The 24,799-nt window shown below is 70.4% G+C and carries 18 protein-coding genes and 1 pseudogene; 11 read left to right on the forward strand and 8 right to left on the reverse strand.

The genetic code is table 11. The annotated features are described in order from the left end of the window. Positions 1-609: 609 nt before the first annotated feature. Both AB0D59_RS45805 and AB0D59_RS45810 read right to left on the reverse strand, forming a co-directional pair. Positions 610-936 (reverse strand): flavin reductase, encoded by a 327-nt coding sequence (locus AB0D59_RS45805; RefSeq protein ID WP_362577653.1) that lies wholly within the window; start codon positions 934-936, stop codon positions 610-612. A gap of 109 nt (positions 937-1,045) precedes the next feature. Continuing rightward, positions 1,046-1,903: a helix-turn-helix transcriptional regulator gene (locus AB0D59_RS45810; RefSeq protein WP_362577654.1), complete on the reverse strand. Its 858-nt coding sequence runs from the start codon at positions 1,901-1,903 to the stop codon at positions 1,046-1,048. A 235-nt stretch (positions 1,904-2,138) separates the two neighbouring features. Between AB0D59_RS45810 and AB0D59_RS45815 the strand changes: the two genes are divergently transcribed. From AB0D59_RS45815 to AB0D59_RS45825, 3 genes are all read left to right on the forward strand, one after another. Then, positions 2,139-3,014, forward strand: a complete 876-nt coding sequence (locus AB0D59_RS45815) for a helix-turn-helix transcriptional regulator (RefSeq protein WP_362577656.1) — start codon at positions 2,139-2,141, stop codon at positions 3,012-3,014. Between the two features lie 127 nt (positions 3,015-3,141). Next, a complete protein-coding gene (locus AB0D59_RS45820) occupies positions 3,142-3,981 on the forward strand; it encodes an SDR family NAD(P)-dependent oxidoreductase (protein ID WP_362577657.1) in 840 nt (279 codons plus the stop codon). Positions 3,982-4,098: 117 nt separating this feature from the next. Then, a complete protein-coding gene (locus tag AB0D59_RS45825; protein WP_362577659.1) occupies positions 4,099-4,881 on the forward strand; it encodes an SDR family oxidoreductase in 783 nt (260 codons plus the stop codon). 418 nt (positions 4,882-5,299) lie between these two features. Here the strand turns inward: AB0D59_RS45825 and AB0D59_RS45830 are convergent, their stop codons facing one another. After that, on the reverse strand, positions 5,300-6,139 hold the full coding sequence (locus AB0D59_RS45830; RefSeq protein ID WP_362577661.1) for a GntR family transcriptional regulator: 840 nt from the start codon (positions 6,137-6,139) through the stop codon (positions 5,300-5,302). A 260-nt stretch (positions 6,140-6,399) separates the two neighbouring features. Here AB0D59_RS45830 and AB0D59_RS45835 point away from each other — a divergent pair, with 260 nt between their 5' ends. The 5 genes from AB0D59_RS45835 to AB0D59_RS45855 all read left to right on the forward strand — a co-directional run bounded on the left by AB0D59_RS45835 (position 6,400) and on the right by AB0D59_RS45855 (position 12,600). Further along, on the forward strand, positions 6,400-7,668 hold the full coding sequence (locus tag AB0D59_RS45835; protein WP_362577663.1) for an extracellular solute-binding protein: 1,269 nt from the start codon (positions 6,400-6,402) through the stop codon (positions 7,666-7,668). Between the two features lie 32 nt (positions 7,669-7,700). Further along, a complete protein-coding gene (locus tag AB0D59_RS45840) occupies positions 7,701-8,690 on the forward strand; it encodes a sugar ABC transporter permease (protein ID WP_362577665.1) in 990 nt (329 codons plus the stop codon). Then, positions 8,687-9,526, forward strand: a complete 840-nt coding sequence (locus AB0D59_RS45845) for a carbohydrate ABC transporter permease (RefSeq protein WP_362577667.1) — start codon at positions 8,687-8,689, stop codon at positions 9,524-9,526. Before AB0D59_RS45840 ends, AB0D59_RS45845 begins: the two co-directional genes overlap by 4 nt. A 43-nt stretch (positions 9,527-9,569) precedes the next feature. Next, positions 9,570-11,102: a beta-N-acetylhexosaminidase gene (locus AB0D59_RS45850; RefSeq protein WP_362577669.1), complete on the forward strand. Its 1,533-nt coding sequence runs from the start codon at positions 9,570-9,572 to the stop codon at positions 11,100-11,102. 70 nt (positions 11,103-11,172) lie between these two features. Next, complete coding sequence (locus AB0D59_RS45855) at positions 11,173-12,600, forward strand: cellulose binding domain-containing protein (RefSeq protein WP_362577671.1); 1,428 nt, start codon at positions 11,173-11,175, stop codon at positions 12,598-12,600. 190 nt (positions 12,601-12,790) lie between these two features. Here AB0D59_RS45855 and AB0D59_RS45860 read toward each other — a convergent pair whose 3' ends face one another. Further along, positions 12,791-15,682, reverse strand: a complete 2,892-nt coding sequence (locus tag AB0D59_RS45860; protein ID WP_362577672.1) for an alpha-L-rhamnosidase — start codon at positions 15,680-15,682, stop codon at positions 12,791-12,793. A gap of 379 nt (positions 15,683-16,061) precedes the next feature. Here AB0D59_RS45860 and AB0D59_RS45865 point away from each other — a divergent pair, with 379 nt between their 5' ends. Next, positions 16,062-17,894, forward strand: a complete 1,833-nt coding sequence (locus tag AB0D59_RS45865; RefSeq protein WP_362577674.1) for a glycoside hydrolase family 76 protein — start codon at positions 16,062-16,064, stop codon at positions 17,892-17,894. 30 nt (positions 17,895-17,924) lie between these two features. On the opposite strand, the gene AB0D59_RS45870 is transcribed toward AB0D59_RS45865, so the two are convergent. From AB0D59_RS45870 to AB0D59_RS45885, 4 genes and pseudogenes are all read right to left on the reverse strand, one after another. Further along, positions 17,925-18,677, reverse strand: a complete 753-nt coding sequence (locus AB0D59_RS45870) for a VCBS repeat-containing protein (protein WP_362577676.1) — start codon at positions 18,675-18,677, stop codon at positions 17,925-17,927. Positions 18,678-18,717: 40 nt separating this feature from the next. After that, complete coding sequence (locus AB0D59_RS45875) at positions 18,718-20,316, reverse strand: Na+/H+ antiporter (RefSeq protein ID WP_362577678.1); 1,599 nt, start codon at positions 20,314-20,316, stop codon at positions 18,718-18,720. A gap of 31 nt (positions 20,317-20,347) precedes the next feature. After that, a pseudogene (locus AB0D59_RS45880) lies at positions 20,348-21,739 on the reverse strand (amidohydrolase family protein). A 104-nt stretch (positions 21,740-21,843) separates the two neighbouring features. Then, positions 21,844-22,605 (reverse strand): Atu4866 domain-containing protein, encoded by a 762-nt coding sequence (locus AB0D59_RS45885; RefSeq protein ID WP_362577679.1) that lies wholly within the window; start codon positions 22,603-22,605, stop codon positions 21,844-21,846. A gap of 215 nt (positions 22,606-22,820) precedes the next feature. Here AB0D59_RS45885 and AB0D59_RS45890 point away from each other — a divergent pair, with 215 nt between their 5' ends. After that, positions 22,821-23,111: an Atu4866 domain-containing protein gene (locus AB0D59_RS45890; RefSeq protein WP_362577681.1), complete on the forward strand. Its 291-nt coding sequence runs from the start codon at positions 22,821-22,823 to the stop codon at positions 23,109-23,111. An 856-nt stretch (positions 23,112-23,967) separates the two neighbouring features. After that, positions 23,968-24,795, forward strand: coding sequence for a hypothetical protein (locus tag AB0D59_RS45895; RefSeq protein ID WP_362577683.1), 828 nt, complete (start codon positions 23,968-23,970; stop codon positions 24,793-24,795). Positions 24,796-24,799: the final 4 nt, after the last annotated feature.

The raw sequence follows: 24,799 nt of genomic DNA on the forward strand, positions 1-24,799 counted from the left end.
TCGGATGGTGCGCGGCAGCGGGGTACGACCCGTCGCGACCGCGTTGGCGATCACCTCGCTGGCCAACAACTCGGCGGTGTCCAGTTCGCCTCAGGGGGCGGGGAGCCGCATGGCCGATGAGACCAAGTACGAGCGGGGTGTCGTGGGCTGGAGGGCATGCCTTTCATTCTGGGGCCGGAGCAGTGGCGCGGGTCATGATGAGCCGGCTGGCCTCTGGAGTGAGCGGGACGGAGCCTGCTGGGGCAACTGGTCGTGGCAGCTCGGTCTGGCCCGAGGGGGCGGGACGGGCTGTCGACCGTGACGCTCATTTGACGCTCTGGGCGCACTCACGCTGCGCGGCGAGCCGAGAAAGCTGCTCTGACCTGGTCTTTTCCGTGACTTGCTCAGGCCGACATCTTTCCGATGACGCATCGTGTGGAGTGCGTTGCCATCCTCGAGCCGGTGGCCAAGGGTGCCTGACCTGCGGTTTTGTGCGTGTGCATGATGTGCGGTGCGGGCATGGCGGGCGGTGTCCTGATGCAGCGGCCCGGTCTGCGGTGGCCCCGCACGCCGTTGCTCGGGGTGTGGTCGTCTTCTACAGGAGGTACTGCCACTTGGTCATGTGGTCCTTCAGGTCGACGGTCGGTCCGTCGAGCGTGAAGGTTCCGTGTCGGCGCCCGAGCAGTTGCCGATGTCGACCACGGTGGCGGCCATGTCGGCCGTAGGGACCGAGATGACGCACTCCCCCGGTTTCGGCCAGGGCCTGGTAGCTGTGGTCCCAGGGACCATCGTGCAGGCGATCAGCGGCGGGGCGTGGCGCACCATCATGTTGAACCCGTTGGTCATCACGTTCGGGACACCGCGGTGCCGGGTGGTGACCAGGATGACGGGGCCGGGTTCGATGAGACGGTGAACCTGGTCCAGGGGGTGCGGCTGAAGGTCCTTCACGGTGATCATGTCTGCTCCCGGTGCCGTGCGGTCTGTGGCATCGAGTGTCGGCGGACGGGGGCACCGGGATGAAGGCCGCGTTCTTCCTGGGTGTGCCGGTACCAGCCTGCACCGGAGTTCACCTGCCGGCTTCCACCGCTCCTGTCCGGGCCTGCTTCGGCCGGGTGGCCATGGACCTCAGCGTCTCGAAGGCGTTCGCCGTCGGGCTGGCCGGTTCGGCCTGGTAGACCACCAGCTGCTGGTGCGGGGCCCCGTTGACCGTGAAAGCCGCGAACTTGATGTGCAGGTCGCCGACCTGAGGGTGTTTGAGGTGCTTGCTCTCCTGGGACTTGCCCTTGACGTCGTGCAGTTGCCAGAGCGCGGCGAACTCCGCGCTCCGGGCGGACAGTTCGGCCACGACCTCGGCGATGCGGGCGGACGCGGGGTCATGGCCGTAGGCGGCCCTGATCTCGGCGACGCAGGAGTGCGCGGCCCGCTCCCATTCCTGGTAGAAGTCGCGTCCCGCCGGGTCGACGAACACCATGCGGGCGAGGTTGTCGAACTTGTCGAAACCGCTGTGGAGGGCCGTGGCCAGGGAGTTGCCCGCCATGATGTCGAGGGCCGGGCCGACGACGAAGGCCGGGGTGTGATCCCATCCTTCCATCAGCTGCAACAGCTGCCGGCTGACGTCCGTCTCGCCCCAGTCGTGGGGGCGCTGCGAGGCGGCGAGGCAGAGGCGGTTGAGATGGTCGGTGGACTCCGCGTCCAGTTTCAGCGCTTGCGCCACGGCATCGAGGACCTGCGGGGACGGGCTGTTCTCGCGTCCCTGTTCCAGCCTGATGTAGTAGTCGGAACTGACTCCGGCGAGCAGCGCGACTTCCTCTCTGCGCAGTCCCGGCACCCGGCGCCGCCCGTGTTCGGGCAGACCGACGTCGTGTGGCTTCAGGGCTTCTCTGCGGGCTCGGAGAAAATCGCCCAAAGGCGTCCCATTGCTCATGCGGCAAGACTAGATGGATTTCGCCCGGTGAGAAGTGCCGGGCGCGCAGTATCACATCAGGTCGCACGTTCGTCGCAGAAGGTGATTCCGTGCCCGGGGCGCCGAAGAGGGGGAGGCGCGGTGTCAGGCTGTAGTCCGGCATGGCCCTGCCGCCCCGTGGAGCCCGTAATCCTGGGTGTAATACACCCACCGTCGGCGGGACTTTTCCGGGCGCTTTCCGCCTAGCCTCGATGACATGGACAACGACACGCACCCCGACTCGGTGGAAGGGCTGGGTCGGTTTCTCCGCGCCCGCAGAGAACGCCTGAGCCCCATGGCGGCGGGGCTGCCCGCCGCCGGCCGGCGAAGGGTGCCCGGGCTGCGGCGCGACGAGGTCGCGACGCTCGCGGGCGTCAGCCCGAGCTACTACAGCCGGCTGGAGCAGGGCCGTGAGCTCAGTCCCTCGCCCCGGGTCCTTGAGGCCATGGCCCGGGTGCTGCAACTCGGGGACGAGGACAAGCGGGAACTCTTCCGGCTGGCCCAGCCGGCGGCCCGCCGTACGAAGGCTCCCGTCCGGGTCGAGCGTGTCCGGCCGCACCTGCGGCAGCTGATCGAGAGCTGGACCAGGACACCGGCATTCATCATCGGCCACGCCCAGGACCTGCTGGCGACCAACGCCCTGGCCGACGCCCTCTACCGCGACTTCGCGCAGCACGACAACGTCCTGCGCATGCTCTTCCTGGACCCCGCCGCGAAGACCTTCTACCGCAGCCCGGAGCGGGCCAGGCACCGGGCGGTCGCCGACCTCCAGCAGACCGCCGCGAGCACCCCGGAGGACCCCCGCATCCTGGAGCTGGTCGGTGAGCTGTCGGTGCGCAGCGGCGGGTTCCGCGCCCTGTGGGCACGCGAGTACACCCGGGTACCGCCCTACGAGATCAAGGAGGTGTACCACTCCGTCGTGGGAGACCTGGAGCTGCGGCACGAGGCCCTCAGCATCCGCAGCGCCCCGGGGCAGCAGCTCGTCGTCCTGCAGGCCGAGCCGGGCTCCCCCTCCGCCGACGGGCTGGCCCTGCTGGGCTCCGTCAGCGCGCCCGAAGTGCCGCACCAGTCGAACCCCGCGCACGGCACGTGAGCCCCATCCTGGGTGCAGGACTCCCAGGAAAACCGCTGCCTTCATATCACCGTGGTGAAGGGACAGACTCGAATACGTCAACAAGAAATCCCCCTCGAAGGGGAAAGCAGCGAAAGAGGTTTTTCCCATGGCTACATGGTTTGTCACCGGTGCCTCCCGTGGAATCGGCGCGGAAATCGCCCGTGCCGCTCTGGCCGGCGGTAACAATGTCGTGGTCGCCGTACGAAATCCGGAGCGTGTACCGGACGATCTGAAGAGTTCCGAAAAGGTCTTCGCGGTCGCCCTGGACGTCACGGACAACGACAGCATTCCGCGCGCGGTCGAGGCCGCCGTGGAGCGGTTCGGCGGTATCGACGTCCTGGTGAACAACGCCGGCCGCGGCCTGCTCGGCGCGCTGGAGGAGATCTCCGACGCGGAGGCCCGGTCGCTGTTCGACCTCAACGTCTTCGGCCTCATCAACGTCACCCGCGCCGTGCTGCCCGTGATGCGCAAGCAGGGCTCGGCCCGGCTGGTGCACATCGGGTCCCGCTCCGGGTTCGAGGGCGAGCCGGGTGTCAGCCTGTACTCCGCGTCGAAGTTCGCCGTCGCCGGCATCAGTGAGGCGCTCTCCGCCGAGATGGCGCCGTTCGGAATCCAGTCGATGGTCGTCGAGCCGGGCGTCTTCCGCACCGACTTCCTGGACGCCAGCTCCCTGTCGGTCGCCGGGAACCGCATCAGCGACTACGACGACACCCCCGCGCACGTGACGCTGGACTGGATCGACCGGGCCAACCACGCCCAGCTCGGCGACCCCGTCAAGGGTGCCGCCCTCATCGTCGAGGTCGCCTCCGCCGAGAAGCTGCCCACGCATCTCTACCTCGGGCGCGACACCCTGGAGCGGCTCGACGTCAAGTACCAGCAGGTGCAGGACGACCTAGCCCCGTGGCGCGAGAAGTCCGTGGCCACCGCGCACGACGACGCCGCCTGACGCTCCGCCGGGTGTCCGACACGTTCGGGCACCCGCGCCGGCCCGGCTCTCCCCTCCCGTCGGGCCTTCTGCGAACCCTCCGCTTTCCCAGCCTGCGAGCAAAGAGATTGAGGTTTTGTGATGTCTGCTGCCCTGCTCACCGGTACCCCCCTCGCCGGCCGTGTCGCCGTCGTCTCCGGCGCCTCCAGCGGCATGGGGGCCGTGACCGCCGAACGCCTCGCCGGACTCGGCGCGACCGTGGTCGTCCTGGCCCGGCGCAAGGAGCGCCTGGACGGTGTGGTCAAGAACATCGAGGCCGCCGGTGGCACCGCGCTCGCCCTGGCCGTCGACGTGACCGACCGCGCCGCCGTCCAGACCGCCGCCGACCAGGTCGCCGAGCGCTTCGGCAAGGCCGACCTCGTGTTCAACAACGCCGGTGTCCAGCTCATCTCCGGCATCGAGGAGCTGAAGGTCGACGACTGGCAGCGCCAGATCGACCTCAACATCGGCGGCCTGATGAACGTGATCGCCGCGTTCGTGCCGCACCTGACGGAGTCCGCCGCCGCGGGCAGGCCCGCCGACCTGATCAACACCTCGTCGATTGCCGCCACCCGCATCCTGACGAAGTTCTCCGTCTACTCCGGCACCAAGGCGTACATCAGCCACCTCACCCGGCTGCTGCGCGTCGAGCTCGGTCCCAAGATGGTCCGGGTGGCCACCATCGAGCCCGGCATGGTCGACACGGAGCTGCCGGACCACGTCACGGACCCCGACGCCTCCAAGCTGATGGCCGACCTCATCCACGACATCGACGTCCTGCAGAGCGCCGACATCGCCGAGGCCGTCGCCTTCATGGCCGCTGTCCCGCGCCACGTCAACCTCACCGAGATCACCATCCTGCCCACCGCCCAGGCCGTCTGAGATTCGTCACGGCAGGGCGGGGAGAACAGTCCTGGGCTGTTCTCCCCGCCCTGCCCGCATCGGTCGAGAGGACCCGACATGAACATCACGGTGATCGGACGAGGGCGGGTCGGCGGTGGCCTGGCCCGGCTGTGGGAGACGGCCGGCCACGAGGTCAGGACGCTGGGGCGGGACGGAGGCGACGCCTAGGACGCCGACGTCGTCGTGGCCGTCCCCGCCACCCCGTGCCTGGGGCGTCACCTCGTCCCTGGGGCGCTACCTCGTGCCTGGGACGTCACCTCGTCCCTGGGGCGCTACCTCGTGCCTGGGGCGTCACCTCGTCCCTGGCGCGCCACCCCGTGCCTGGGGCGCCACCCCGTCCCCGGCGCACCACCCCGTCCCGGGGATACCGCTCCGTCCCCCGGGGCACCGCCGTGGCTCACGGTGCCGACTGGATGTCGCCGCGTGTGGAGGACGTGATGGTGTCGCCGTGTGCGAAGTCGCCCGGTGGGATGCCGGGGTGGTGTCCGACGCCGGCCGACGGGACCGTGGTCGAGGGGCCGAGGGTGAGCCGGGAGACGATGCGGTAGCGGTCTCCGCGGTAGATCGAGTGGACGTACTCGATGGGCTGTCCGGTGGTGTCCGAGGTGAGCCGCTCGAAGAGGAGTGCCGGGGACAGTTCGGGCACGTCGAGCAGTTCGGCCTCGGCCCGGGTGACCACGGTCGGCTCGATCGCCTGTACCGCCTCCTGGACGTGCACGTCGTGCTGTTCGCGCAGGTGCTCGTACAGGTCGCCGGCCTCCAGTTCCCCGGCGGACAGGGCGGGGACCAGATCGGCCTTGATGTGCAGGTGCTCGATGGCCATCGGGGCGCCGTCGACCAGGCGCAGCCGTGCCACGTACACGATGTCGGCGGCGGGGGAGATGCGCAGCTTGCGGCCCACGCGCGCGCCCGCCGGGACGGTGGTGAACTCCAGCAGTCGGCTCGACCAGGTTCCGGCGGCCCGGGGCACGGTCATGGCCTGCTGTCCGGAGACGAGTTCCTGGGTGATCTTCTCGGGGGCCACGAACATGCCGCGCCCGTGTTCCCGGACCAGCAGCCCCGCGGCGACCAGTTCGTCGGCCGCCGCGCGCAGGGTCGGACGGGACACGCCCAGACGGGCGCAGAGGACGCGCTCGGAGGGGATGGCGTCTCCCGGGCGTTGTGACTCGACCAGGTCGAGGAGGAAGTCGCGCACTCGCTCCCGTTTGAGTACCGCACCTGGTTCGTCGACCCTCATGTCGCACTCCCTCTTGCCCGGAATCCCACTTGACCAGTTGACCAGTGGCCGCCTGCAACCGTCCTCTTGACCTGGGAAGTGTAACGGCCGCCGAGCGATGGCCGTCCGCATTTCCGCTGGGCTGCGCACCAAACGCCGTTTGTGCATGGGGGGTTGACGCTTCAATTGGTCTATGCCACCTTCATCCCCACATCAAGAGGTGAGCTGTCCAGTGGACTTCACTGGTCAGGTGGTCAGGTCATGTCCTCCAGAGGTGAACCGTGAAGCTCCGCTTGTTTGCCGGTGTGTCCGCGCTCCTGATGACGGCCGGGCTCAGTGCCTGCAGTAGCTCCTCCGATACCTCCGACGACGGCTCCGGCGGGAGCACCACCATCGACGTGTGGCTGATGCGCGACAGCGTCTCGGCCCGGTTCCAGAGCGACTTCGTCAAGGGCTTCGAGGCCGCCCACCCCGAGATCAAGGTCAAGGTGCAGATCCAGGAGTGGGACGGGATCGGCGAGAAGGTCACGGCGGCCCTCGCCAGCAACGACGCACCCGACGTCATCGAGACCGGCAACACCCAGGTCGCCCAGTTCGCGCAGAGCGGGGGGCTGCGCGACCTCAGCGACAAGGTCGACGACCTCGGGGGCAAGAGCTGGCTCAAGGGTCTCGCCGAACCGGGCTCCTACGAGGGCAAGCAGTACGGCATCCCCTACTACGCCGCCAACCGCGTCGTCATCTACCGCACCGACCTCTTCAAGAAGGCGGGCATCGACGCGACCGCCATCAAGACCCGCGACCAGTGGATCGCCGCCACCGAGAAGCTCGACACCGGTGGTACGCAGGGCATCTACCTGCCCGGCCAGAACTGGTACACCCTCTCGGGCTTCGTCTGGGACGAGGGCGGCGAACTCGCCACCGAGTCCGGCGGCAAGTGGAAGGGCAGCCTGGACACCCCCGAGGCGATCCGCGGCATGGAGTTCTACAAGAGGCTCCAGGCCCTCGGCAGGGGTCCCAAGGACGCCGACGAGGCCAACCCGCCACAGGCGGACGTCATGGCCAAGGGGAAGGTCGCCCAGGTCGTCTCGACACCCGGCGGCGCCAACGTCGTCATCCAGAACAACCCCGCGCTGAAGGGCAAGCTCGGCTTCTTCCCGATCCCGGGGAAGACCGCCGCCACCCCCGGCGCGGTCTTCACCGGCGGCTCCGACCTCGTCATCCCCACGGCCTCCACCAAGCAGGACGCGGCCTACACCTTCATCAAGGAACTCACCGGCGACGCCTGGCAGAAGAAGCTCGCCCTCGCCATGAGCTACGTACCGAACAAGACCACCCTGGCCTCCGCGGTCGCCTCCGACCCGGGCGCCGCGGCCATGGCGGTCGGCGCGGCCGAGGGCCATGCCACGCCCAACACGCCCGGCTGGGCCGCGGTCGAGGCCAAGAACCCGATCAAGGACTACATGACGGCCGTGCTCACCGGAGGCGATGTGCAGAAGGCTGCCACCACGGCGTCCGACGCCATCACCACGGCGATGAACTCCGGCTCCTGAACCGTCGTCGACGCACGGGAAGGAGGAGTGCCGTGCCGGCAGTCCGAGAGCAGACCGCGTCCCGCCCTCCACTCAGCACCCGGCCACCGGGGCGGTCCACCGCCGCGGCCAGGCGCCGCCCGTCGACGGCCGTCGGCCGCGGGATCTGGCCGTACGTCCTGATCGCGCCCGCCGTCCTCGGCACGCTCTACCTGCTCGTCTACCCCCTGGTCCGCGCCGTGGTGATCTCGCTCCAGGACTTCGGTCTGCGCCAGCTCATCGTGGGCGACGCGCGGTTCGTCGGATTCCGGAACTACGAGACGCTGCTGGGCGACGACCGCTTCTGGGAGGTGGTGCGCCGCACCTTCCTCTTCATGGCGGTCAACGTCGTACTGATCATGGTCCTGTCCACGCTGGTCGCGCTCATGGTCGAGCGCCTCGGCCGGTTCGGCCGGACCGCGGTCCTCAGCGCACTCGTGCTGACCTGGGCGATGCCCGTCATCGCGGCGACCACCGTGTTCCAGTGGCTGTTCCACTCGGAGTTCGGCATCGTCAACGCGGTCCTGACGGACCTGGGGTTCGAGTCCTTCCACCGCTACCCCTGGTTCGCGCACGGCCCGGCCGCCTTCGCCATCGTGGTCGTCCTCGTCGTATGGCAGTCCGTGCCGTTCGCGGCGATCACCCTGTACTCGGCCCTCACCACCGTGCCCACCGAGCTGTACGAGTCGGCGCGGCTCGACGGGGCGTCGGGGCCGCGGATCTTCCGCTCCATCACCCTCCCGATCGTCCGGCCGATCTTTCTGCTGGTGCTCTCGCTCGAAGTGATCTGGACGTTCAAGGCGTTCGTCCAGATCTGGGTGATGACCAACGGCGGGCCCGGGGACGCGACCACGATCCTGCCCGTGTACGCGGTGCAGACCGCCCTGTCGAGCCAGCGCTACGACCTCGGCTCGGCGGCCTCCATGGTCACCGTCGTGCTGATGTCGGGGGTGCTGGTCCTCTACTTCCGCCAGATGTTCCGCCAGGAGGACGAGCTCGCATGAGCACCACCCGGCCCCGCGTCCGCCGCCTGCCCCTGAACGCCGCCGCCGTCGTCACGGTCGTGGTCTGCCTGTTCCCGGTCTACTGGATGGTCGCCACCGCGTTCACCCCGACCCGGGACATCCAGTCCGACAACCCCCGCATCATCCCGGAGAGCTGGACCCTCGACCACTTCCGCACCGCCGTCGGCGCCCCCGGCTTCGGCCTGTTCTGGCGCAACAGCCTCCTCGTCACGCTCAGCGCCGTCCTGCTCGCCCTCGTCATCGCGCTCGGCGCCGCCTACGCGGTCGCCCGGATGCGGTGGAAGGGGCGCCGGCAGTTCATGCTCATGGTCTTCATCGCCCAGATGGCGCCCTGGGAGTCACTGATCATCCCGGTGTACATCATCTCCCGGGACACCGACATGCTCGACCGGCTGCCGACCCTGACCCTCGTCTACTTCATGATGACGCTGCCCTTCACCGTCATCGTGCTGCGCGGCTTCATCGGCACCATCCCGCCGGAGCTGGAGGAGTCCGCCCAGGTCGACGGCTGCACCCGGCTCGGCGCGTTCCGGCACGTGGCGTTCCCGCTGCTCGCACCGGGGCTGATGGCCACCTCGCTGTTCGGCTACATCACCGCCTGGAACGAGTTCGCGTACGCCAACTTCCTGATCATCAAGCAGCAGGACCACCGCACCCTGCCGGTGTGGCTGTCCTCGTTCCAGAACGTCTTCGGCACCGACTGGGGCGCCACCATGGCCGCCTCGACCCTCTTCGCCGCCCCCGCACTCGTCGTGTTCCTGCTGCTCCAGCGCCATGTCACCGCCGGCTTCGCGGCCGGCGCGGTCAAGGGCTGACCGCACCCCCCACCCCCACGCGACACGCTTCCGGAGACGATCCATGCCCGTACATCGATCCGTCCTCACCCTTGTCCCCCGCCCGGCCAAGACCGTGCCGCGGCCGGGGTACTTCACGCTCGACGCCGGGACCGCCCTGCACATCGGCGCAGGGACCGAGCAGGCCGCGGAGCTGCTGCGCACCCTGCTCGCCCCCGCCACCGGACTGGCCCTGCGACCGTCCCCGGGCGGGCAGGTGAAGCTGGCCGTCGACTCCACCCTCGGCACCCTGGGCGACGAGGGATACGTCCTCACGATCGCCCCGGACGCCATGCTGCTGCGCGCCGCGCACCTCACCGGCCTGCTGCGCGGCATCCAGACGGTCCGTCAACTCCTGCCTCCACAAGCCCTGTCGGAGACTCCCCAGGGCGATACGCCATGGCTGCTGCCGTGCTCCGAGATCACCGACCACCCGCGTCACCCCTGGCGCGGCGCGATGCTGGACGTGGCCCGCCACTTCCAGCCCGTCTCCTATCTGCGCCGGTACGTCGACCTGCTGGCCCTGCACAAGATCAGCGTGTTCCATCTGCACCTCACCGACGACCAGGGCTGGCGCATGCCGGTCACGGCCCGGCCCAAGCTCACCGAGATCGGCGGCCACCGCACGGAGTCGCAGAAGGGCCCGGCCGGCAGCGGCGAGTTCGACGGCATCCCGCACGGCGGGGCGTACACGCGGGCCGAACTCACCGGCCTGGTCCGGTACGCGGCCGCTCGCGGCGTCACCGTCATGCCCGAGATCGAGATGCCCGGACACGTCCGCGCGGCCCTCGCCGCCTACCCCTCACTGGGCAACCGGCCGGAGCACAGCCTGGATGTCTGGACGCGCTGGGGCGTGTGCGACACCGTCCTCGGTGTCCACGACGAGGTCCTCGAGTTCTGCCGCGACGTCCTCGACGAGGTCATGGACGTCTTCCCCTCGCCGTACATCCACGTCGGCGGCGAGGAGTGCCCCACCACCGAGTGGACGCACAGTGCCGCCGCCCGCGAACGGGCGGTGGCCGAGGGGCTGTCGAACCCCGAGGCCCTGCACGGCTGGTTCCTCGGACAGATCGGCGAGTTCCTCGTCCGGCGTGGCCGCCGCCCGGTCGGCTGGGCCGAGACCGGCGCCGAACTGCCCCTCGACTTCACGGTGATGACCTGGCGCGACTCGGCGCACACTCTGACGGCGGCCCGCCGCGGCCACCCCGTGGTCAGCGCGTACCACCGGGCCACCTACCTCGACTACGCCCAGTCCGACGACCCGGGCGAACCGCCGGCCCAGCCCGGAACCGTCGTCGACCTGCGCGCCGCCCACGCCCACGACCCCGTGCCCGAGGACGCCGAGCCGGACGTGGCCGGGCGGGTGCTCGGCACCCAGGCCCAGCTGTGGACCGAGTTCGTCACGACGCCCGCCCACATCGAGTACCTCACCTACCCCCGGCTGTGCGCACTCGCCGACCGCGCCTGGAGCGGCGCCACCGACTGGGCCGACTTCCGGTCCCGCCTCGACGAGCACACGGCCCGGCTCGACGCGCTCGGCGTCCGGTACCACCCCTGACACCTCCCCGAACACGACCCCGGACCCTGTCCCGTTCCGGAATCACCCCACCTTCTGGAGAGGAACAACCATGAGATTCGCGAAGAACCGGCTGCGCGCCACCGCGTCCGCCGCCGTCGCGGTGGCCATGGGCGCCGCCGCGCTCACCGCACTTCCCGCCACCGCGAGCGCGGCCGGCGACGGGCTGAGCGTCCAGTACCGGACGAGCGCCACCGGAGCCACCGCCGACCAGGCCGAGCCCTGGTTCAAGGTGAAGAACACCGGGACCACCAGCGTGGCGTTGAGCGGCGTCAAGATCCGCTACTACTTCAAGGCCGACTCGGCGAGCGCGTCCTACCGCTTCGCCTGTTCCTGGGCCGTCAAGGGCTGCGCCAACGTCACCGGCACCTTCGGTACGCTCGCCAACCCGACCGCCACGGCCGACCGCTACCTGGAGATCGGCTTCACCTCCGGCGCCGGCTCCCTCGCCCCGGGCGCCGACACCGGCGACATGCAGCTGCGCTTCTACCAGTCGACGTGGCAGTCGCTGGTCCAGAGCGACGACTACTCCTTCGGCGCCTCCCAGACGTCTTACGGCGACTGGTCCAAGGTCACCGCGCAGCTGTCCGGCACCACTCTGTGGGGCCAGGCCCCCGCGGGCAACGACCCGACGGACCCGCCCACCGACCCGCCGACCGATCCTCCGGCCACCGGCGCGACGCTGTTCGACGACTTCAACTACAGCGCCTACAACGACCCGAAGATCTCGGCGCACGGTTGGAGCGTGCGCTCCACCTCCGGCGGCCCCGGCGTCTCCGGCGCCACCTGGGCGCCCGAGAACGTCACCTTCGCCACCACGAGCGGCAACTCCGTCATGAACCTGGAGACCTCGACCGCGGGCACCGGCGAGAGCACGAAGCAGACCGAGGTGGTCACCAACGCGCGGAAGTTCAAGAACGGCACCTACGCGGCCCGGGTCAGGTTCGACGACGCACCCAAGTACGGCCCGGACGGCGACCACCTCGTCCAGACGTTCTTCACCATCAACGACCTCACCGCCCCGATGGCGGACGACTACTCCGAGTACGACTTCGAGTACCTGCCCAACGGCGGCTGGGGCGAGTCGTCGAACATCCTCTACACGACGTCCTGGGAGACCTACCAGCCCGACCCGTGGGTGGCGGTCAACCAGCACACCGAGGGCCGGCAGAGCTACGACGGCTGGCACGACCTGGTGCTGACCATCGACAACAACAACATCAAGTACTACATCGACGGGCAGCTCTTCGGCACCCATGACGCCGCGTACCTGCCGGAGCGGCCGATGTCGATCAACTTCAACCAGTGGCTGATCGACTTCGGCGGCCTGACCAGCTCCACCGCGCGGGCCTACGACGAACAGGTCGACTACGTCCTGCACGTCAAGGACCAGGTCCTCACACCGTCCCAGGTCGCCGCCAAGGTGGCGGCGTACCGCGGCGCGGGCACCACGTTCGAGGACACCGTGCCCAGCAGCTGACGTCGGCGCCGCGCACCCGGCGCGTCACCGGGACCGGGTGCGCGGTCGGCGGCGCCGGACTGCTCCGCCGGGGCGCCTCAAGTCGCCTGGCACGTACAGCACATGACCGTCAGGCCGAATCCCGTCCGGAGTGATCCGGCAGCCCCCGAGCGCGCGGGGAGGCGGAGGCTGCCGGAAGGCGTCGCGCCGCTCAGGACGTGAGGTAGCAGGACTTGCTCACGCCGGGCAGCGGATCGGTACCGAACGCCGCCGTCGTGCAACCGGCCCCACTTGTGAACGACTTGTAGAGGAAGCGGCCCCGTGCGCCATAGGCGACGGTCTGCTGTCCGCCGAGGGCGCAGGTGCCGCCTTCGGCGGCGCAGGCGGTGGCGTAGCCGGCCGGGCCGCCGGTGGCGGTGTAGCAGGCCTTCGACTCGCCGGGGATCGGGTCGCCGAACGTGGCGTCGGTGCACGCGGTGTCGCCGGTGGCCGTGAGCGTGGCGAACGCTCCGAAGGCGCCGTACATCACCGGCTGTCCCGCCGCGGCCGAGCAGGTCCCGTTCTGGTCCGCGCACTTGGTCCAGCCGCCGGCCGGCGCCCCGGAGGGCGGCAGGTAGCAGGACTTGGCGACGCCGTCGACGGGATCGCCGAAGTGGGCGTTGGAGCAGTCGACGGAGCCGTTGGCGACCTGGTGGACGAAGTTGCCGTTGGCGCCGTAGGCGACGTCACGGTTGTAGCCGGGCACGGCACAGGTGCCGCCCTCGGCGGCGCAGGCGGTGTATCCGGGCGGACCGCCGGCGTCGGCGACGTAGCAGGACTTGACGAGGTTCGCCGCCGGGTCGCCGCCGAAGGAGTCGTTGGAGCAGGCGGTACTGCTCGTCACCGTCTTGTACGTGTACGTCCCGGCGCCGTAGGCCACCGAGCGGGTGCCGCTGAAGGAGCAGGTGCCGCCCTCGCCCGCGCACCGGGTGAAGCCCGCACGCAGGGGACCGGTGCCGGGGTCGGCGGGTGCCGAGGGATTGCCGAGTCCGGTGGCGGAGACGGTGTAGCCGCCGGGGGCGACACCGGTGAGGTAGACGTACGTGTCGTCCTGGCTCCCGCCGGTGATGCCGGAGGCGGGCGTGAAGGTGCCGTTGCTCCAGACGGTTGTGCCGTTCACGGTCACCGTGATGTTGCCGCCGAGCTTCGGGACGCCGATGCGGCCGGTGCTGCCGGACGGGCTGGAGAGGGTGGCCGAGTAGGTGCCGGCCGACGGGTTGCGGGACCAGGACGCGTTGACGGCGCCCTGGGGCATCGTGATGCGGCCCTCGGCGCTGGTCAGGTCGCCGGGATGCGGCACGAAGCGGTACGCGCCGGTCGAGGACTCGGGTGCGGTGCCCAGCACGTCGAAGGTGAGCGTGGAGGTGGGTGCGGTGGACCAGCCGTGGGCCAGGCTCATGAACGAACCGCCGTAGGCGAGGCCGCCGTCGGACTTGACGCCCTCCCAGAACGTGCTCCTGGTGCCGATGTCGCTGTCCAGCATGTGGCCCCAGGTGCGGCGGATCTGGTCCAGGGCGGTGAAGTCGTCGTTGGCGGTGAAGCGGGCGTTCAGCTCCATGCCACCGGCGAAGGGCGAGACGTTGCCACCCCACTCGGGAGTGGTGGGCCCGTAGATGCCCCAGTTCCTGCCGAGCCCCGCGGTGACGCTCTTCGATTTCGCCGTGGAGTCGGTCAACCCGTACCAGACGGCCAGGGAGTTGCCGTCCTGGGGATACAGGCCGCTGGTCGGGTTGTCCTTGTACATGCCCTTCACGGCGTCCCACAGCAGGGAGTTGGCGGCGGACTTGATGGCGGCCGCCTTGCTGTTCCAGCTCGCGGCCAGCGCGCTGTCGCCCTCGACCGTGGCGAGCGTGGCGCCGCCCTTGAGAGCGCCGTACAGCAGCGCGTTGGCGGAGATGTTCTCACCGCCCTGGCCGACCCGGGCCCAGTCCTGGGTGCGGGTCACGTTGAGCAGGCTGTTGCCGTCGATCTTGTCGGTGATGAAGGCCATCCCGCGCTTGTAGTCGGCCCACTCCGAGTCCAGCCATGCCCGGTCGGCGGTGTAGGCGTAGTACGTCGACGTGCCCAGCAAGGTCCACGTGTGGTAGGTGTCCGAGCCGGTGAGGTTGAACGGCGGCCCCGACCAGGGGATTTCGCCCGACGCCGACTGTGCGTTGTACATCGTGGTGAGCGCGTTGCGGGTCGAGGTGAGGTCGCCCGAGTACGCGTACTGGGTGGGGACGGCGATGCCCATGTCGCCGGGCCACACCGTGCGGTCGCGCTTGGCGCCGTCGACCAGGACGGAGTCCCCGACCCCGACGGTGGCGCTGTTGTCCCACGTGGAGGAGGGCGGGGGCCAGGCGCGGCCCTGGTTCGAGGCGATCGTGTTGAGCTGGACCGTGTACGCCCCGGCGTACCAGATGCGGTTGAGCAGGTCGTCGCTGGAGTGGAAGTAGTTGGCGTAGTCGGCCGGGTTCGATTTCCCGGGCGCCGCGGTGAAGCCCAGGCTGACACCCTTGAGGTCCACCCAGCCCGAGGAGTCCAGAAAGACCGTCAGATAGCGGAAGCCGCCCCGGAGCTGGGCGGTCGGCACCGTGTAGGTGCCGTTGGCGGAGGCCGTGGTGTACAGGGCCCCGTCCTCGCCGTCGCGGCCGCTGCTGCGGTCGCTGTTGTTGCCCACGTACAGGGACGACTCGCTGAAGGCCAGACCGACCCGTTGGCCGCCGTCGCTCACACTCCCGAAGGACAACGTTGTCACGCCGCCGACCTCTTTGCCGAAGTCGAGGGTGACGGCGGACTGCGAGCCGGAGATCCGCGTCGGCTGCCCGCTCAGCACGTTCTGCGGGTCGGCGACGCTGCCGGACGTCCGGTAGACGGCGGTCGGCTTGAGGGTGCGGGAGGTCGGCGAGTAGCTCAGGGGGTCGACTGCCGCCGTCCGGACGCCTGTCGGGGTCTGCGTGGCGGACATCGGCACGGCATCGGTGGAGGGGGCCGGGCCGGTGGCGAGCGCGGTGGCCGCGAGGACGGCGAGGCCGAGCAGATGGTGCCGGCCCGGCGGTCTGCTCAGTGGTGAGCGACGGCGCATGGAGACCTCCTGAGTGGGGGGTGCCTGGGGGTGAGACGTTCTGAAACGATTCAAATCCGTGCCGCACGAAGCCCGGTGCCTGTTGTGACAGCTGGATGCACGAGGAGCCTCGCCGAAGTTCCACCGATGATGGGCGCCCGAAAACCGGGTGTCAACCCGTCACGGCCACCTCTCAACTCCCCTGGAACAGAGCGCCCTTGCGGCATTGACAGGGCCCCGCCAAGCCGGTTCACTGCCTCGCAGACAGGTATGGACCAGTGCTCGATTCCGGCCCGGCTCGACCAGAGCCGTCGGCCTCCGTCACACGCGCCGACCGTCGTCCCCCAACGTGAAATCGAGGCGAGTCCCGGTGTCCTCACGCAGCTCAGACATCGTTGTCATGAAACGCCTTCTCGGCATCCTGCCGGCGGTCGCGCTCGCGTTCGCCGTCCTGGTCCCGGCCGCGGCGCCCGCGTCCGCCGCCACCCAGGTCTGCGTCCTGGCCTGCGACACGCTCGACCCCTCACAGGCCCGGCAGGAGACCTTCCCGGTACCGGACAAGGACCTCAACGGCCGTCGTCTGGAACTGCACGTGTCCGACGCGGACGACATGGCGTGGGCCAGCATCGACGACGGCGTGGCCGGGGACGCGGTGTGGCTGGACCGCTCCTGGGACGGCGGCGCCACCTGGGAGGGACTGCTCGGCAAGGCGAGCGTCCCGGGCAGCTGGACCGGCACCAGGACGCTGATGTACAACATCACCGACCCTCGCAACCACCGGCGCGGGCTCGTGCGCGCCTGCGGTGACGCCGCCGGCGTGGGCTGCACCAACTGGGTCTACCCCACGGTCTGCGACACCCTCTGCGACGGCACGAGCGCGGGCCAGGCGGCCGGCGACGACCAGCCGGTGCCGTCAACGACCTTGTACGGCCGCACGATCCGGCTGCACGTCGACCAGAAGAACTCCATGGCCTGGGCGAGCATCGACACCGGTGGCGCCGGTGACGAGATCTGGCTGGACCGCTCCTGGGACGGCGGCTCGACCTGGCCGGACGGCTCCTCCCTCGGCCGCACCAGCATCCCCTCCGGAGCCACCGGCACCCGTACCGCCATGTACGCCACCCGCGACCCGCGCGGCCTCCTCTACGGCGGCGCGGTGCGGGCCTGCGGCCGGGAGGCGAGCCACAACGAGGGCAGCTGCACCGCCTGGGTGCGGCCCGCGCCGACCAGGGCGCGCGCGGCGGCGGACGCGCTGATGACGTCGTACGACCCCTACAACGGCTGGTGGCCCAGCAGTTGGTGGAACTCGGCGGCCACCCTCACCTCCCTCATCGACTTCGCGAAGACCACGGGCACGCACGACTACGACTGGGTCATCGCCCGCACCTTCGACCAGAACAAGGGCGTCTTCGCGGCCGGGACGCGCAGTTCGGACGCGATCGAGGGCGACTTCATCAGCCGGTCCATCGACGACTCGGGCTGGTGGGCGATCGCCTGGATCGACGCGTACGACTACACCCACGACTCCCGGTACCTCGACGAGGCCGTCACCATCGCCGACTACGTCCAGCAGTACTGGGACACCGGGACCTGCGGCGGTGGCGTGTGGTGGGACCGTGAGCGGACCTACAAGAACGCGGTGACGAACGGCCAGTACCTGTGGCTGACCACCGCACTGCACCAGCGCATCCCGGGCGACACCGGGTGGCTCCAGCGGGCGAAGACGTCCGCCGCCTGGTTCAAGGCCAGCGGGATGATCGACTCCGCGGGCCTGGTGAACGACGGCCTCACCTCCGGCTGCGCCAACAACGGCTCCACCGTGTGGAGTTACAACCAGGGGCTGGCCATCGGTGGCTTCACCGAACTGTGGAAGTCGACCGGCGACAGCTCGCTGCTGACCACCGCCCGCACCCTGGCCGACGCCGCGATCAGCAGCCCGGTACTCACCTCCGGCGGAGTGCTCACCGAGTCCTGCGACGTCGGCTCGGCGTCCTGCGACGACAACCAGAAGCAGTTCAAGGGCATCTTCATGCGGAACCTCGCCGACCTGGCGAGCGCCACCGGCTCCGGCACGTACCGGAGTTACGCGCAGAAGCAGGCGGACTCCCTGTGGGCGCAGGACCGCACCCCCCTGAACGCCCTCGGGGAACGCTGGGCCGGCACCAGCCCGAACCAGACCGACTGGCGGACCCAGGCCAGTGCCCTCGGAGCACTCACCGCCGCCACGGGGTGACGACGTCACCGGCCGGTGCCGGGGCGCACCTCAGCCCTGGCCACCGGCCGTCCCGCACTTCGGGTAGAACCCGCTCAGGCCCGAGCGCGGCAGTTTGACGGGGTATTTGCTGTACGCGTAGGCGGTGTACTTCGTCCTGGTGGCCGCGGTGGCGTCGGCGAGTCCGGTCTCCGTGCTGCCGAGGCGGGCCTCCGTCTGGTAGACGCCGTCCCCGGAGTAGGAGAACACCGCGAGGTCGGGGCGGGAGTCGTGGTCGTAGTCGGCCACGGCGATGCCGCGGGTCTCGACAAGGTCGAGATGCCGGCTGCGTTGTCCCCGGCCGGAGGCCGAGAAGGGTCCCGACACCAGCTCGGCCACAGCCGGTTCGATCGCGTCGTCCCCCTGGTTTTGCCCGGTGGCCACCACGACCAGGTCGCTCCACCCGTCGCCGTCGAAGTCCGCCACGGCCCCGACCACGTCCTTCTCCCCGGAGCCGGAGCCGCCGACCAGTTTCCGCACGCCGACCGGAGCGCCGTAGCCCGTCTTCTCGCCGAAGGCGACGGTCAGTCGAGCTCCGGTGCGAGAGGGGTCGAAGACGCGGTCGGTACGGCCGTCGGCGTCGATGTCGGCCAGCAGATCTCCCGAGGGCGTCAGGCACGACGTGACCGTGGGGCTGCTCGTGGGATGCGGCGGCGCCCCCGCCCCCGACGCGCCGCAGGCGGCGAGCAGGACGGTGACGGTCGCCCAGACGGCCGTCCGGGCGAGCAGCCGGCGGTGTCGCTTCGGGCGGGTTGTTGTTCGCATGTCGGTGACCGGCGCCTTTCGTGGGACGGAGGAGAGGGTCTCACGGGTGCGAGGACTCGTCCGGGGAGGGCGATGACGCCGCCGGGGGGCTCGCCCTGCCTCTCAGCCGGACCTCCTCCATGTCGAGCATGCGCTGGACGGTGCGCAGGACGATGTCGTCGATACGGCCGGCGTCGCGCAGGTCCGCGAGAGTGTCCCGCTTGACCTGGAGCAGGGCGATTTCGAGTCGCCGTATGCTCTCCCGGCGTCGCGCGGTGCCCGGAGCGGGGGCCGTGCGGTCCTCGATGTCCTGGACCATGCGCAGGGTGTCCCGTTCGGAGACCCCGAACCGCTGCGCCAGCTCCGGCAGGGCGTCCATCGCGGCGCTGCTCATGCGGCAGCGGGCGAGGGCGAGTTCCGCGGTCTTGTCCGTGTCCTCGGGGAAGCGGGCCCCGCGGACCACGGCCGGCAGGGTGGGACCGAGGACCGCGAGGGTGACGACGATGACGACGGTGGTCAGGAACACCACGGCGTCACGCTGCCCGACGGCCTGTCCCTCGGCGGTCGTGGCGGGCACGGTCAGCGCCGCCGCCAGCGAGATGGCGCCACGCATCCCCGCCCACGCCAGCGGCAGCCGCCGGCGTCCGGTGATACGGCGGGCGCGCTGCCGAGGGCGCCGGTCCAGGAGCCTGACCACATAGGGGACCGAGTAGAACCACGCGATCCGGGTCCCGACCACGGCCACGCTCACGGCGACAGCGGCGAGCGTCGCCTGCACCAAGGAGACGGACGTCAACGCCCGTACAGTTGCGGGCAGTTGGATACCGACGAGGACGAACAGCGCGCTGTTGAGCAGATAGCTCGCCACTTCCCAGAAGGCGACGGCCTGGATACGGGCGTCGGAACCGATGACCCGAGGGCCGAACCGGGTGGTCACCAGGCCGCAGGTGACGACGGCGAGGACGCCGGACACCTGCGCGAGTTCGGCGGGCAGGTACGCCAGGAACGGGGTGGCGACACTCAGCACGCTGTGCAGCAGCGGTTCGGGCAGTCGGCGCCTGACCGGGATCAGGAGCAGGGCGACCGCGCCGCCGACCAGGACACCGCCGGCGTAGGACCCGGCGAAGGCGATCGCCGTGCCGGACCAGGAGAAGGGACGCTCGTCGGTGACGACATCGACGGCCACGGCCAGCAGGACCAGCGCGGTGCCGTCGTTCAGCAGGCTCTCGGTGCGCAGCACGGTCAGGATACGGCGGGGCATGGCCTTGGCGACGGCGGCGACGGCCGCGGCGTCGGTCGGGGCCAGGACGGCACCGAGGACGAAGGCGACGGGCCAGCCGTAGCCCAGCGCATGGGCCACGGCCGCGACGGCGACGGAGGTGGCCAGGACCAGCCCGGTGGACTGCAGGGCGATGCTGCGGAGATTCTCGCGGATCTCGCGTACCGAGGAGGTGAGCGCCTCCCAGTACAGCAGGGCGGGCAGAAAGAGGAACAGGACGACCTCGGGGGACAGGGCGAACGACGCGAAGGGCGGTGTCAGTCCCACGAGGCAGCCCGCGCCGAGCAGCAGAAGCGGTTCGCTCAGGCCCGTACGACGCGACAGCCAGCCCATCAGGAGGACGCCGACGGCGACGACGGCGAGCAGTTCCAGGCTTGCCATGGCGGACTCCTTGCGGAATCGGGAGGAACGTTCAGGCTGCCGGGGTGTTCAGTACGTACTCGCGTGAGGCGTGCACCTCGCCGCGCAGGGCGGTCAGGTCGACGTCGAGGACCTGTCCGTCCCACTTGCGGGGTTCGCCGTTGATGAGGACGGCGCTGATGTTGCGGGCGTCCGAGCCCAGCACGATCGTGCCGATCGGGTCGTTGAGCGGCATGTTGTTGAGGTCCTCGGCCTGGATGACCAGCAGGTCCGCCTTCTTGCCCGGGGTGAGTGAACCGGTGACGCCTGCCAGGCCGTTGGTGCGGGCGCCCTGGAGGGTGGCGAAGTCGAGGACGTCGTGGGTGGTGATGCGGGAGGGCCGGCGGTCGGTGCCGTAGGCGGCGTTGACCGCGCGCATCCGCTGGATGGCGTGCAGGGCCCGCATCTGGGTGAACATGTCGCCGGCCAGGGCGACTTCGACGTCGATACTCAGTCCGGGGCGGATACCGACCGACAGCGCCTCGTCGACGGCGGGGATCGCGGTCTCCAGGCCGATCTGGGCGTCGGAGGTCGGTGCGAGGGCCACGGTGGTGCCGGACTCGCCCATCGCCTGCCACGCCTCGGGGGTCAGCCCGGTGGAGTGGATGAGGGTGACGGCGGGGCCGAGGATGCCGTCCTTGGCCCAGCGCAGGACCGCCTCGGAGGAGGCGGTGCCGAAGACGGCGTCGACGCTGACACCGATGCCCAGCTCCTGGGCGACACGGGCGAGTTCGGGGCCGTAGGCGAGTGCGGGTCCGGCGATCTCGTCGGTGGCCAGGGCCGCCAGGCGCAGCGTGAGCAACTGGTCGTCGCTGCCGAAGTACCGGTCCTTGAGGCGGGTGAGGTCGCCGGGCCACTGCCGGTCCCAGTCACCGAAGTGCGGGCCCATGGAGGCGTGCACGCCGCGGATGCCGGTGTCCCGCAGGGCCTCGACGGCGGCGTCGGAGTGCTCGCGGGTACGGGAGTTGTGCGAGAAGTCGAGCATGGTCGTGATACCGCTGTCGATCGCGGTCAGGGCCGCCAGTCTGGTGCCGATTTACATGTCCTGGGGCCGGTAGACCGTGGCGTAGCCGGCCAGGGTGGCCATCACGTAGCCGCCGAGGTCGTCGACGTCCGGCATGATCCGGCGCAGCTGGGCCTCCCAGGCGTGCCGGTGGGTGTCGACGAAACCGGGGGCGAGGATCGAGCCGGTGGCGTCGACGACCACGGCGTCCGGTGCGTCGAGGCGGGGGCCGACGGCGGTGATCGTGTCGCCCTCGACGAGGAGGTCGCCGCCGTCGACGACACCGAGGCCGGGGTCCATGGTGACGACGGTCGCGCCGGTGAACAGGATCCGCCGCCGGTCGGCGGGCCGGCGCCGGAGCTCTTCGAGTACGGCGGCGCTGGTGGTGTCGTTGAGGTTCATGAGGCTCTTCTTTCGGTACGGCGGGGAGAGGACGGCGGAGGGGGAGGGAAGGGGAGGGCAGGGGAAGGGGAGGGCAGGGGAGGGAAGGGGAGGGAGCGGGAAGGTCAGCCGAGCTTCATGACGTAGCCCGCGTGGTGGAGTTCGTCGCCCTGGAAGGCGCCGTAGGCCCAGAAGCCGAGGTCGTCCAGGTAGTCGATGCGGTCGCCGTCGACCCAGTAGCGGCCCTGGTAGGCGTGCGGGCGTCCGCCCCGGGTCTCGTCGTAGCGGCCGTCGGCGGTGAGTTCCTGGTGCAGGAAGTCGTTCCGGTCGATCCAGACGCCGACGCGCGGGCTGCCGGTCAGGTCCGCGGCGGCCGGGATGCCCGTCCTCGGGGCGGTGGCCCGGCCGGGGACGGCGGCACCGGCCCACAGGACCGGGCGCCCGGCCGCGACGAGTGCGCGGACCTGCTCCGGCCGGGACATGAGCGTGGCCACCGCGCTCGGCACGTCGTCGGCGAGTTCGTCGGGTACCACCAGGAAGTCGGTGGTGTTGCCCGGCGCCAGCGTCGCCACGTACTCGGAGCGATGGCCGCGGCCGCCGGTCAGCGCCACGGTGTCCACCACGGCGGGGACGATGGTCATGCCGGTGGCGTCGACGACGATGGCGTTGTCGTCCCCGGCCGCGGTGACGATGCCAGGGCCGACACCCACGATCAGCGAGCCGACGAACAGGATGTCGGCGCCGACCATGGCCCCGATCAACGGGTCCATCGTCAGGATCCGGGCATTCGTGAACAGGATGGGACGCCCCTCGTCGTTCGAGAGGATCTCCTCAAGGGCCTCGGGGTTCCAGCTCACGGTGCCGGTGTCGGTGTCGGTGACGGTCATTGCGTGCTCCTCGAGGCGGGTGTCCGGCGGCTACGGCAGCCGCCTGACCATCAGCTTCGTGACGCCGGGGCGCCGGAACCAGGCCGCTCTGTCCCTAGGTGTCCGGCACCCACGATCCGGATGGCTCGCGATGCTGGGTGCGTGGCACCCAGGAAGCCCTCACCTGGGGAGACGGCGGCCTGGTTGCCACCGGCCGCCGGGCCGATCGTGGAGACATGACCAGCGACGACACGCCCCGCGACCCGCACCCGTACGTCGGTATGTGGGTGACCGCCGACGGCTGCATCCGCCAGGAACTGCTGCCGAACGGCCGCTACGACGAAGCCCGTGGCAATCGCCCGAGCGCCTACACCGGCAGCTACACCGTCACCGGCAGCCACCTCGACTACGTCGACGACACCGGCTTCACCGCCACCGGCGACGTCCGCGACGGTGTCCTGCACCACGAGCACCTGGTGCTGTACCGCGAGCGCGACGAGCGTGCCCGGCGGGAGAACCGGCCATAACCAAGGCCATAACCAAGGCCATAACCAAGGCCATAACCAAGGCCATAACCAAGGCCCATGGGCCGCGGCGGCCTCCGCCACCTCGTACGGGGCCCGCACGCGTGGCACCGCCCGGACCGTGGAGATCGTCTGGTCCCGGGCCGCCCGCCGGATGTGGTCGGAGTTGCCGCCGTTCTCGTCGCGTTCATCGGCGGCCGGTGGGTGCAGATGCACCCCGACTCCGAATCGTCGCCGCCCGCGGTGCCGGCCCGGTCCGGGGCACGCCCCGGACTGCGGCCGGACGGGCCGGTCAGGGCGACAGGGCGGACCGGGCGGACCGGGCGGACAGGCATCCCGGAGGCACGTTCCCGTCACACCTCCGGGGCCGCGGGTGAACCTGACCGTGCGTCGGGGAGATGGCGGCCATGGACGGCGCGCCGCGCTCGGCCACGGTGACCGCCTGCGGTGCGGTGACCGCGAGGGTGATGCCGCCGGACGCGCTACGGTCCTCGGCTGCCGCCTGCCCCAGCCCGAACTGCGCGCGGAGGGCCTGCTGACGACCGGCTACGCCGCGACCGTCATACGTGACCTGCCACGGCTCAGGACCTGGGGGACCTGGCGCCCGACGCATGACCCCCTCCTGTGCTGCTTCGACCTTCCGAACCCAGCCGTGACTCGGGGCTTCCGCTGTAGGTTCCCGTACCTTTGCGCATCCCGTATTGCGATGGGGTTCGCGGCGCGCGGGGCGTGTACCACTGGCCTACCGGCGTCCGCCTGTGGGGGAGCGGACGTCGGCCTGTACCGTAGCGCGCCCCTCACTGCTCATGGTCCGTCGACGCATGGGTGCGCTGTCACTGAGTGAGCGGGGATTCTGATCATGCAAACGTTCTGGCGCCGACCGCTGCTGGCGGTCGACGCGAAAGGGTACGGCGGCGTAGACGCGGTGACCCAGCGGCAGCTTCAGGAGGCCATCGAGCGGCTGTTGGGCGAGTCGGCCGCGGCGGTCGGCCTGGACTGGGAGCGCTGGAAGCTCCAGGAGGGCGGCGACTCGCTGTTCGCGGTTCTCCCGGAGGGGGCGTCCGAGCCCGACCTCGTCGACCCGTTCATGCGCCGGCTCGACGCCGGGCTGCGCGCCTTCAACCACGGACGCAGGCGGGAGTCGTGGCTGCGGCTGCGGGCCGCCGTGCACTTCGGTACGGCCTCGCCCGGCCCGATCGGCTTCGTCGGCCGCGCGCCCGTGGAGGTCGGACGCATGCTGGACAGCGCGGTGCTGAAGGCGGCCCTCGCGGCCGCGCCGGATGCCTGCCTCGCCGTCGCGGTGTCGCCGACCGTCTTCAACGAGGTGATCGCCCAGGCGTTCACGACCATCCGGACGGAGGAGTTCCGCGAGGTGCGGGTCGTGGAGAAGGAGCACAGCGGGCGGGCGTGGATCTGGGTGCCCGGATACGACGCGGGCGCCCTCGACCTCGGAGCGGCTGCCGGTTCGGGAACGGCGGGGACGGTTGCCGGTTCGGAAGCGGCGGAGACGGTTGCCGGTTCGGAAGCGGCGGGGAAGGCCCGTGCCGCGGAGGCGGTGAGCGCGGGGGGTGGTGAAGCTGTCGGCGCGCGCCCCTCGGATGCGCCAACTGCTCCCGGAGACACGGTGGTTCAGGTCTACACCGGAACCATCCATGCTCAGGGGGCCGTCTTTGGGATCTCCAAGTGACCTT

It is taken from the genome of Streptomyces sp. NPDC048417, assembly GCF_040651615.1.
Classification (GTDB): domain Bacteria; phylum Actinomycetota; class Actinomycetes; order Streptomycetales; family Streptomycetaceae; genus Streptomyces.

What these genes read in the sequence shown, in the direction of transcription:
- AB0D59_RS45845 (WP_362577667.1), top strand. Translation starts at nt 8,687, where the DNA reads ATGAGCACCACCCGGCCCCGCGTCCGCCGCCTGCCCCTGAACGCCGCC.
- AB0D59_RS45805 (WP_362577653.1), bottom strand. Translation starts at nt 936, where the DNA reads ATGATCACCGTGAAGGACCTTCAGCCGCACCCCCTGGACCAGGTTCAC.
- AB0D59_RS45810 (WP_362577654.1), bottom strand. Translation starts at nt 1,903, where the DNA reads ATGAGCAATGGGACGCCTTTGGGCGATTTTCTCCGAGCCCGCAGAGAA.
- AB0D59_RS45855 (WP_362577671.1), top strand. Translation starts at nt 11,173, where the DNA reads ATGAGATTCGCGAAGAACCGGCTGCGCGCCACCGCGTCCGCCGCCGTC.
- AB0D59_RS45850 (WP_362577669.1), top strand. Translation starts at nt 9,570, where the DNA reads ATGCCCGTACATCGATCCGTCCTCACCCTTGTCCCCCGCCCGGCCAAG.
- AB0D59_RS45895 (WP_362577683.1), top strand. Translation starts at nt 23,968, where the DNA reads ATGCAAACGTTCTGGCGCCGACCGCTGCTGGCGGTCGACGCGAAAGGG.
- AB0D59_RS45860 (WP_362577672.1), bottom strand. Translation starts at nt 15,682, where the DNA reads ATGCGCCGTCGCTCACCACTGAGCAGACCGCCGGGCCGGCACCATCTG.
- AB0D59_RS45875 (WP_362577678.1), bottom strand. Translation starts at nt 20,316, where the DNA reads ATGGCAAGCCTGGAACTGCTCGCCGTCGTCGCCGTCGGCGTCCTCCTG.
- AB0D59_RS45885 (WP_362577679.1), bottom strand. Translation starts at nt 22,605, where the DNA reads ATGACCGTCACCGACACCGACACCGGCACCGTGAGCTGGAACCCCGAG.
- AB0D59_RS45870 (WP_362577676.1), bottom strand. Translation starts at nt 18,677, where the DNA reads ATGCGAACAACAACCCGCCCGAAGCGACACCGCCGGCTGCTCGCCCGG.
- AB0D59_RS45815 (WP_362577656.1), top strand. Translation starts at nt 2,139, where the DNA reads ATGGACAACGACACGCACCCCGACTCGGTGGAAGGGCTGGGTCGGTTT.
- AB0D59_RS45890 (WP_362577681.1), top strand. Translation starts at nt 22,821, where the DNA reads ATGACCAGCGACGACACGCCCCGCGACCCGCACCCGTACGTCGGTATG.
- AB0D59_RS45820 (WP_362577657.1), top strand. Translation starts at nt 3,142, where the DNA reads ATGGCTACATGGTTTGTCACCGGTGCCTCCCGTGGAATCGGCGCGGAA.
- AB0D59_RS45865 (WP_362577674.1), top strand. Translation starts at nt 16,062, where the DNA reads ATGAAACGCCTTCTCGGCATCCTGCCGGCGGTCGCGCTCGCGTTCGCC.
- AB0D59_RS45830 (WP_362577661.1), bottom strand. Translation starts at nt 6,139, where the DNA reads ATGAGGGTCGACGAACCAGGTGCGGTACTCAAACGGGAGCGAGTGCGC.